Here is a 9,376-nt window from a genome sequence, read left to right as displayed (position 1 = left end):
TATAGATATAGATATAGCTACCACTATTAAGCAGGTTGATTGGAGCGGAGGGCAGTCGACTCCTCGAAAATAAAGGGCAATTTTCTTCGTGCGATGTAATGCTGCCGTAGCCTTCCTTGTCCTGCGGGAAGATAGGCCTGGATGAGACCCCGCAGTGCGGTAGCACGAGGAGGCTCATCAGCCGCCCGCGGAAAGCGACTGCCCGGAGCGGAAATCAACAAGGCACTACATTTATCTTTAATTAAAGTAATTCGCATTCTATACAAAAATGTAAAATAAAGTTATTTTTAGAAAAGTGCCTTTTAATAAAAATGAAAATTCTCCAACGATAAGAAACAATCCACCTTTCTCCAGAAAAGTGGATTGTTTTTAGAAGAATTAATTTTTTTGATTATTGAAATGGTGGATGCCAATGTTATTATGCAGTTCATCCTCTACTACACCACTTTGGTAACTCTCAAACAATTGATTTTGAACGGCTTGAACTCCATCTTTATCCTCTATAAATTGTCGTTTTTTATTGTTGATTACCTTGTTGCTCGTGTTGTTAGGATTTATTTTCGTCAAGGAAATCACCTCCGTACAATTAGTATGTCCGTAAATGCTGTAACAATGTTGTAACTAATATTACCAATTTTTGATTGTAGCGCTTACAAACTAAGTATATAATAGAATTGAAAGGGGAGGATATCATGGAATATAACAATATAATAGTGGCAGTTGATGGTTCAGAAGCTGCAGAAAAGGCTTTCACGAAATCTATAGACATTGCAAAACGAAATAATGCACGACTTATCCTTGCGCATGTGGTTGATTCTCGAACGTTTGCTACCGCGGAAACGTACGATCGTACATTAGCCGAGCGTGCGGAAGAATATGCAAAAGAATTGCTCGACAGTTATGTAGAAAATGCAAAAAATGCAGGAGTAAAAGATATTGTTCGCTGTATTGAGTATGGTTCCCCAAAAGTTAAAATAGCAAAAACCATCGCAAACAACTTCCATGCTGATCTTATTATCTGCGGAGCAACCGGGCTAAATGCTGTAGAAAGATTTATTATTGGTAGTGTTTCCGAAAGTATTACAAGACATGCTACTTGTGATGTACTTGTTGTCAGATAAAAATTCAAAAGATAAGCATCCATTGAATCACCTTCTAATGGATGCTTTTCCCCGCCAGAAACCACACTCTTCTTTAATCATAAATGTTTCTCAGATAACATTATCGTTCAAACAAATACATGAACCAGGAGAAGATAATAAGATGCTTAAAAAAGAGCCTTAATTAAAAAAGGTCTTGCTATGAAGATCACAACAAAACCTTTTTAGTATACAATTATTTAATATTAGATAAGCGAACTGTGTCTCTTGCAATCATTACTTCTTCATTCGTAGGTATAACAATAACTTTAACCGGTGAATGAGGATAATTAATAAATTGCTCTTTTCCTCGTACATTATTACGTGTTTTATCCCAGTAAATACCCATAAATTCAAGTCCTGTTAGAATTCTTTCGCGCATTGTAATACTATTTTCACCAACACCTGCTGTAAAGATTATCGCATCTAAACCAGACATTTTGGCAGCATAAGAACCGATATATTTATGGATTCTACCAGCAAACACTTGTAAGGCAAGCTCTGCACGTTCATTATCTCCCAGTTCTTTCTCAATATCACGAATATCACTAGAAAAACCAGACAATGCCAATAATCCACTTTCTTTATTTAAAACATTTACTACTTCTTCTGCAGTTTTTCCAGTTTTCTCCATAATAAACGGAATTAGTGCCGGGTCAATATTACCTGATCGAGTCCCCATTGTAACCCCTGCAAGTGGTGTGAATCCCATGGAAGTATCAATGGATTTTCCACCTTTAACCGCTGTAATACTTGCTCCGTTCCCAATATGACAAGATAGCAAACGAAGATTTTCTAATGGTACTCCCATTAACTCTGAAGCACGTTCGGTAACATATTTGTGTGAAGTACCATGGAATCCGTATTTACGTATTCCGTAATCCTCATAGTATTCATAAGGCAAGCTATATAAATAGGATGATTCAGGCATAGTTTGATGGAATGCTGTATCAAATACTGCTACCATTGGTACATTTGGTAAAATTTCTTTAAAAGCGTGAATTCCAGTAAGGTTTGCTGGGTTGTGCAATGGTGCAAGTTCAGAGATTTCATCTATTTTTTGAATAACTTCGTCTGTTATAAGTACCGAATCATTAAAGTGCTCTCCACCATGAACAACACGATGTCCCACAGCATCAATCTCATCAAAGGATTTAACAACTCCTGTTGATAAAAGTGATTCTAACAACATTTTAACTGCAACGGCATGATCAGGAATATCTCCAACCTTTTCTTCCTTGTTTCCATCTACTTCAATAGCAAAGATAGAATCACTTAATCCTATTCTTTCCACTAAACCTATGGCAGCTACTTGCTCCTCCGGCATCTTTATTAATTGAAACTTCAGTGATGAACTACCTGCATTAACTGCTAATACGTTACTCATTGATGTCACTCCTACTGTTCAATTCTGTTATTTAGTATGGTACGTTTTAAACCAGGCATTCATTTGTTTTAAAATATCTGCCATTGCATGAGCATTTTTAAAAGATGGCATTTGAACGAGTAGTGGTTGTTTCACTTCCTCTGTTTGTTCACCTTTCTTTTGCAGAATTAGAATGCTTTTGGTATTATTTTTTGATTTAAATGCACTTTCAGGTAAACGTATAACCCCGACTATATGTGCATGGTTATGAAGAAATTCATTCAGTTTGTCCGACTGATCACTATCGAACAAGAATTCAGGGATTACGAATATTAGAAAACCGGCTTCTTTTGTATATTTTAAGCTTTGTTCAATAAATAAATGATGCGCATAGGAATGCCCATTATCCGCTTTGAGCTCGTAGGAATTTGCTTGCATATCATCTGGATAATAGCCTACTGGCAAATCAGCAACAATTAAATCTACTGGATCCAGTAAGAATGGGCGCAAACTATCCTGATGGAAGAATTCTATTTGTTTTTTTTGCAAGTTAGAATTTAATACTGCCAACTCTATCAATGTTGGGTCAACTTCACTTGCAAAAGCCTCAACATCCTGCTCCAGGTGCTCCAACACGGTAGAAATCAAATTAGCCGTACCGCTCGCAGGATCAAATAAACGAATTTGTTTTTTACCTTCCATGAACTTTCCAGCTAAATAACCTATTATCATTGCAACGGTCTCTGGCGTCATTAAATGTTGCTGTTGTGTAGAGTCTTTCATTCCTTTTAAAATGGCTAGTTGAATTGCTTTACGAATTTCATCTGTTTTAAAATTAGAAAGGTCTATTTCAGCTAATCTCTGCTTTAATTTATGTGATACGATTTCATCCATCTCTTCCGGTGGTTCTTTATAAAAAAGGATATCCATCGTTAATGCCAAGCTGTCTAAGTATGGTTCATTCTCACGCTGTTGAATAACCTCAGCTGTTTGATCCAACCAAGTAAATAATGTTTCAACATTTGATTTTCCCATGAGAAAATCCCTCCAATCGTTTCTTCTAGTATGTTCCCTATCAAACAATCTCTATAACTAATTAATTGTAACAAGGTAATAGTCCTATGTAAAAGAATATAGCTACATATATTCTAGAAGAACGAGAAAAGCGGGAAGTGAAAGAAAGTAACATAAGAATGGCCACCCAATATAATTGGGGGCCAATTCATTTTACTTATTATCCTATTTTATTTTGCAGCTTTAGCAGCTTTTAGTGCTGCTTCATAATCTGGATGGGTAGTTACTTCTGGAACATATTCTACATAAGTAACTTTGTTGTTAGAATCTACTACGAATATAGATCTCGCCAGTAGACGATTCTCTTTCATCAGTGCACCATAATTTTCGCCGAAAGATGCATCACGATGATCGGACAGTACATCTATATTTTTCACACCTTCTGCTGCACACCAGCGTCCTTGAGCGAAAGGTAAATCCATGCTTATCGTTAATACTTGAACATTATCTAAGTTGCCAGCCACTTGGTTAAAGCGTTTAGTTTCTTCTGCACATACACCAGTATCTACAGATGGAACGGCAGCAATTAATTTTACTTTTCCTTCATAATCATTTAATGAAACCTCTTTAAGGTCATTGGATAAAACAGTAAAATCAGGAGCTGTATCTCCTACTTTTACTTCATTTCCTAACAATGTGACAGGTTCATGCTGGAATGTAACTTGAGCCATATGATTCATTCCTCCCTAAAAATTTCTTCTATCCTATTATGAAGTTAACTTGTACTTCTGTCCAATGAAATACGCTATTCTTTTTGTTAAATATTTGTGAAGAACCATACAACCCTAGCTCTAGATATCATAATTTATGGAATTATCTTTTTGGGACTTCTTCTTTTCATCAGATTCCTCTGATTCTTTCTTCTCGTCTTCAGAGTCTTTCTTCGTTTTTTCTTCTTTCTTGTCATTTCCTTTTTGCAGACTCACGCCAGAATCCTTTAACATTTCTTGGATTTTTTTAACCACTTGTGGTGCTTGATTTAACATTTTTTCATATAAGTGTGTTTGTTGGTCCAGATGAACCATTTTAATCCCGTCTTTTCCAAGTACTAAAAATGCAATCGGTGTGATGGATACCCCTCCACCACTACCACCGCCAAAGGGAAGCTGACTTTCAGAATCGCCACCTTCACTCGGACTAAATTCGCTCCCCCCTGCTGCAAACCCAAATCCTAATTTTGACACTGGGATAATAATACTACCATCAGGGGACTCAACTGGATCGCCAACAATTGTGTTGACCTCAATCATATCACTTAAATTTTCCATCGCTGTTGTCATTAACCCTTGAATAGGATGTTCTTCCATTAGAATGGCCTCCTTCTTTATTGTTTAAATGTCTTCCTAACTTTAATAAGTGCTTGTATAGCTTTTCCTATTCTTATAGAAACCATGCAATCCAAGTTGGTTTGAACATACTCCTGCTGATACCTTGGATTTACTTCAACTTTTGGTTTACATTCAAGTATTAGTTTTTCTGCAAAAATACCAATTAATGTGCCTTTAAGGGCCCAAAGTGCACCACTTACAACTCCTGTAGAACTAGCTTCTCCTGTTCCAATTAAACTGGACCAGTTGAGCTTGTGGAGTTTTGTTTTGTTAAGGATTGCATTTAATGCTCTTGTTACTTTTCTAATAGTTGTTACGATTGAATCTTCATTTGATAAAGACCCAAAATCAAAATCTTGGACAAAAGAACGTTCTTCTAACTCATCTAGTTGGATTTCCCGATTAACTATCTTAAATTTATAAACAGAAATAGAAACGTTGAGTTGCTGCTCGTAATCCTTAAATGAATAATTAACCGTAACATATATTTTTAAAAATAAAGTGAAAATAAAAAGTAGAATTAGCAATAATGATATTAGCAGCAACAGCATAACAGCACCTCGAGAAATTATTCATCCATACTTATTTTGCTACACTTTTCCAATCCTAAACATTCTATTTTCATATGTGATTAGGACAAAGCGGAAGAAAGTGATAAAATGAACATGATAACAATTCATAGTACATACCAATGGAGGGTGATCATATGTCTAATCGAAATAACATGTTTTTTTATTACCACAAAGATGATGAAATCGAGGAGAAATTAGCTCCTTTAATCGAATTAGCCAAGGAAAATAATTTCAATATTGTGGAAGACGATGAATCGGCAAATGTTATTGTTAGCGTGGGTGGAGATGGAATGTTCTTACAGGCTGTAAGACAGACTGGATTCAGACAAGATGCGCTGTATGCTGGCTTAACTCGTGAAGGTGAATCAAGTCTTTATTGTGATTTTAATTTAGACAGTTTTGATGAATTACTTCATTCTGTATTACACGACGAAATGGAAGTGCGCAAGTTTCCTGTCATAAAGACAACAGTGAATGATGGCAGAACGTTCTACTGCTTAAATGAATTAACCATTCGTTCTACCATAGTGAAGACCATTGTTCTTGACGTGTATATTGATGATCAGCATTTTGAGACTTTTCGAGGAGACGGAATGGTAGTTTCTACTCCAACAGGTAGCACAGGTTATAACAAATCAAACAAAGGGGCAATAGTTGATCCGCTAATCCCTTGTTATCAAATATCCGAAATATCATCTATGAACAACAACAACTTTCGTACGCTCGGATCTTCTTTCATTTTGAGCAAGGGACGAACATTAAAGTTAGTAGAAATAGAAGATGGAAATGACCACCCAATAGTAAGCTTCGATAACGAAGCATATCCCATTCGAAAAATAGATAAAGTGGAAATATCGATGGATGATACCGTGGTAAAAACAGTTAAGTTAAAAAACAACTCTTATTGGAACCGCGTTCAAAGAATGTTTTTGTGAATGAAAAGTAATAGGGCTATCCTAATGAATTAGGATAGCCCTTGCCATTTTTATTTTGTTGTTAAATGTTAAGCTTGACCACCAAATTGTTGTTCAGCCATAGAAACTAAACGTTTTGTAATTTCACCACCAACTGAACCGTTAGCGCGAGAAGTAGTATCTGCACCAAGTTGAACCCCAAATTCTGTAGCAATCTCATACTTCATTTGTTCTAGTGCTTGTTGCGCACCAGGAACTACTAATTGGTTTGAGTTGTTGCTGTTGTTATTTGCCATGTTTGTTCACCTCCTTGGTACTCATAGATTGTGCAGGAAGAGGTGAAACCATGCATTTTTCTTACTGGAAGTTTCTGTAAATAGACAGAACCCTTGTTACAAAAGGATTTATATCCGTTTATATTTAGTCATTCATATTAAAGAAGGTTACTAAATGACTCATCTACTGCTTTTTTATCCGTAATTTTAATCGTCTCAATTCCGTCAATCGCTTCCTGGATGGACTGCGAAAAATCATAGGTTGATTCATAATACTTTACTTTATCCCGTCTCGGTTTTGTTTTTGGTGATTTAGGAACAAAAATTGTACAACAATCTTCAAAAGGCAAGATAGATGTTTCGTATGTTCCGATTTGGTGAGAGATTTCAATAACCTCTTGTTTGTCCATCGTAACCAGAGGTCTAATGATCGGATAATTCGTTACTTCATTAATTGTGTGCATGCTTTCCATCGTTTGACTGGCGACCTGTCCTAGATTTTCACCTGTAGTTAAAGAAAGTATGGATTCATTTTCACACACCTTCTCACTTATCCGAAACATCATGCGACGCATAATTGTCATTGCATATGCATCAGGCATTTCACGGAAGATTTCCTGCTGAAGCTTTGTAAATGGAACAATATGCACTTGAATGGATTTCCCAAATTTCGCTAACTGCTTGGCTAAGTCTAGAACTTTTTGTTTTGCACGTTCACTTGTATATGGTGGAGAATGAAAATGTATTGCTTCAATTTGCACCCCTCGTTTCATTGCCAAATATCCAGCTACCGGACTATCAATTCCTCCTGATAATAACAGAAGCGACTTGCCAGAAGTACCAACAGGAAGACCTCCTAATCCTGGTACAACACTAGAGGTAATATAAGTAGCTTCTTTTCTGATTTCCACTTTGACTTCTACATCAGGATGATGAACATCAACTGTAATCCCCTCAGTATTTGTCAGTAAATGCCCACCTAGTATTTGATTCATTTCTTGAGAACGGACATCAAAATCTTTATTAATTCGTTTTACCGTAACTTTGAATTTCTTCGCATTATCTGCCTGTGTTAATGCATACAAAGCAGCTTCTTTAATCTTTTCCACTTCATTATCAACCTTAATGGCTAAACTTAGACTTTGAATTCCAAAGATTCTTTTACATTTCTCCATAATCGGTTCTGGTTCGTGGCCGTTTAACAAGACAAACATTCGTCCTTGGGTCCGTTTTACTTTAACATTTGGAAATTCCTTAGTCTTTTGTTGTACATTGTGTTGCAATTGATTAATAAACTGCTTAATATTTTTTCCTTTTAACGCCATTTCTCCATAACGGATTAAAATATGATCAAATTCCATTTTATCTACTCCAGTGCTTTTTTGAATTCATTTATCGCTTTTTTCAATGAAACGATAAACGTTTGTAATTCTTCTTGCGAGTTTTCATAAGACAAACTAATCCTTAACGCAGAGGTTGTTCTTCCTTTTTCAAAGCCACATGCTGCCAGAACCTTGCTTTCATCTTTTAATTTGGAGGAACATGCAGATTTAGTTGATATAAATATATTCTGCTCCCCAAGCATATGAATAATCACTTCTGGCTTAATCCCTGGCACAGAGATATTTACGATATGTGGTGCTGCACCTTTTTTAGGTGTATTAATGATAACTCCGTCGAATTTATCAAGTTCATCCATTAAATAATGTTGCATTTCATATATTTTTTGTACGTTATTTTTTTCCTTTTCTTTTATTAAACGAAGTGCTTTAACCATCGATACAATTCCAGCCAAATTTTCGGTACCAGATCTCAATGAAGACTCCTGACTGCCACCATGGAACAGTGGAAATAACTTCGTTCGATTATTGACATACAACATGCCAGTTCCTTTTAGACCATGAATTTTATGGCCAGAATACGTACATAGATCAATTCCACTGTTCATTAGCTCTAAGGAGACTTTTCCAAGTCCTTGCACATCATCTACATGAAAGAAGAGTTTTGGATGATTTTTGGCTATTGCTGCAATTTCCTCCACAGGCTGAATGGTACCAATTTCATTATTTACGTGCATAATACTAATCAAAATAGTATCCTCTCTAATCGCATTTTTCACATCATTAACTGATACTACCCCAATCTCATTTACAGGTAAATAGGTAATTTCAAATCCCAATTTTTCTAAACTTTTGCATGCTTCATAAATGGATGGGTGTTCGATTTCTGAGGTAATAATATGTTTCCCTCTATTTTGATGTTCAAGCGCAATTCCCTTAACAGCGAGATTATTGCCTTCTGTTCCACCTGAAGTAAAAATTATTTCGTCCTTGTCCACTTTTAACAAATCTGCAGCTTGATTCTTTGCTGTAACGAGCAACTTCTCAGCTGTACCACCAAATTGATGAATAGACGATGGATTAGCAAAGAACTGATTAGATACTTGGTTAAAGCTTTCTAATACAGATGGATCTGGTTTAGTTGTGGCACTGTTGTCTAAATATATCATTTATAAAAACTCCTTATTTAAAGCAATTTAAAAGAAAACGATTTATAATCTAAATCATTCTACCCGTTTTCGCTTATTTTACCTTTTTGTTGGGCCCTTTTCTAAAGAATTGTTAATTTTTGTAATATCACTTTGTTTGTTTCATATTTTAAATAGACAGCTAATTTCTTTAATTATGAATAAGTATCTAATTTAGTGC

11 protein-coding genes are annotated in these 9,376 nt (G+C 35.8%); 2 read left to right on the top strand and 9 right to left on the bottom strand.

Going from position 1 to position 9,376, the window contains the following annotated elements; genetic code table 11:
- Positions 1-378: 378 nt before the first annotated feature.
- Complete coding sequence (locus D8M06_RS15785; protein WP_121205568.1) at positions 379-567, bottom strand: hypothetical protein; 189 nt, start codon at positions 565-567, stop codon at positions 379-381.
- A gap of 125 nt (positions 568-692) precedes the next feature.
- On the opposite strand from D8M06_RS15785, the gene D8M06_RS15780 reads away from it, so the two are divergent.
- Positions 693-1,121 (top strand): universal stress protein, encoded by a 429-nt coding sequence (locus D8M06_RS15780; RefSeq protein WP_121205567.1) that lies wholly within the window; start codon positions 693-695, stop codon positions 1,119-1,121.
- Between the two features lie 214 nt (positions 1,122-1,335).
- On the opposite strand, the gene D8M06_RS15775 is transcribed toward D8M06_RS15780, so the two are convergent.
- The 5 genes from D8M06_RS15775 to D8M06_RS15755 form a co-directional block, all read right to left on the bottom strand.
- Positions 1,336-2,526: an acetate kinase gene (locus D8M06_RS15775; RefSeq protein WP_121205566.1), complete on the bottom strand. Its 1,191-nt coding sequence runs from the start codon at positions 2,524-2,526 to the stop codon at positions 1,336-1,338.
- A gap of 27 nt (positions 2,527-2,553) precedes the next feature.
- Positions 2,554-3,540: a class I SAM-dependent methyltransferase gene (locus D8M06_RS15770; RefSeq protein WP_121205565.1), complete on the bottom strand. Its 987-nt coding sequence runs from the start codon at positions 3,538-3,540 to the stop codon at positions 2,554-2,556.
- Positions 3,541-3,749: 209 nt separating this feature from the next.
- Positions 3,750-4,250: a thiol peroxidase gene (gene tpx / locus D8M06_RS15765; RefSeq protein WP_121205564.1), complete on the bottom strand. Its 501-nt coding sequence runs from the start codon at positions 4,248-4,250 to the stop codon at positions 3,750-3,752.
- Positions 4,251-4,370: 120 nt separating this feature from the next.
- The gene (gene ytfJ / locus D8M06_RS15760; protein ID WP_121205563.1) at positions 4,371-4,886 is read right to left on the bottom strand and encodes a GerW family sporulation protein; all 516 of its coding nucleotides are present in this window, start codon (positions 4,884-4,886) and stop codon (positions 4,371-4,373) included.
- A gap of 17 nt (positions 4,887-4,903) precedes the next feature.
- On the bottom strand, positions 4,904-5,452 hold the full coding sequence (locus D8M06_RS15755; RefSeq protein ID WP_158591804.1) for a DUF2953 domain-containing protein: 549 nt from the start codon (positions 5,450-5,452) through the stop codon (positions 4,904-4,906).
- A 161-nt stretch (positions 5,453-5,613) separates the two neighbouring features.
- Between D8M06_RS15755 and D8M06_RS15750 the strand changes: the two genes are divergently transcribed.
- Positions 5,614-6,414, top strand: coding sequence for an NAD kinase (locus D8M06_RS15750; RefSeq protein WP_121205561.1), 801 nt, complete (start codon positions 5,614-5,616; stop codon positions 6,412-6,414).
- Between the two features lie 68 nt (positions 6,415-6,482).
- Here D8M06_RS15750 and D8M06_RS15745 read toward each other — a convergent pair whose 3' ends face one another.
- The 3 genes from D8M06_RS15745 to D8M06_RS15735 all read right to left on the bottom strand — a co-directional run bounded on the left by D8M06_RS15745 (position 6,483) and on the right by D8M06_RS15735 (position 9,177).
- A complete protein-coding gene (locus D8M06_RS15745) occupies positions 6,483-6,689 on the bottom strand; it encodes an alpha/beta-type small acid-soluble spore protein (RefSeq protein ID WP_121205560.1) in 207 nt (68 codons plus the stop codon).
- Positions 6,690-6,826: 137 nt separating this feature from the next.
- A complete protein-coding gene (gene thiI, locus D8M06_RS15740; protein WP_121205559.1) occupies positions 6,827-8,029 on the bottom strand; it encodes a tRNA uracil 4-sulfurtransferase ThiI in 1,203 nt (400 codons plus the stop codon).
- 5 nt (positions 8,030-8,034) lie between these two features.
- Positions 8,035-9,177 carry a cysteine desulfurase family protein gene (locus D8M06_RS15735; RefSeq protein ID WP_121205558.1) on the bottom strand — a complete coding sequence of 381 codons (1,143 nt, stop codon included), beginning with the start codon at positions 9,175-9,177 and terminating at the stop codon, positions 8,035-8,037.
- Positions 9,178-9,376 lie beyond the last annotated feature (199 nt).

This window comes from Oceanobacillus halophilus (genome assembly GCF_003628505.1).
GTDB classification, from domain to species: Bacteria; Bacillota; Bacilli; order Bacillales; family Amphibacillaceae; genus Oceanobacillus; species Oceanobacillus halophilus.
Note: the sequence above shows the minus strand (reverse complement) of the source record. Positions and strands in the feature narration are given on the sequence as shown.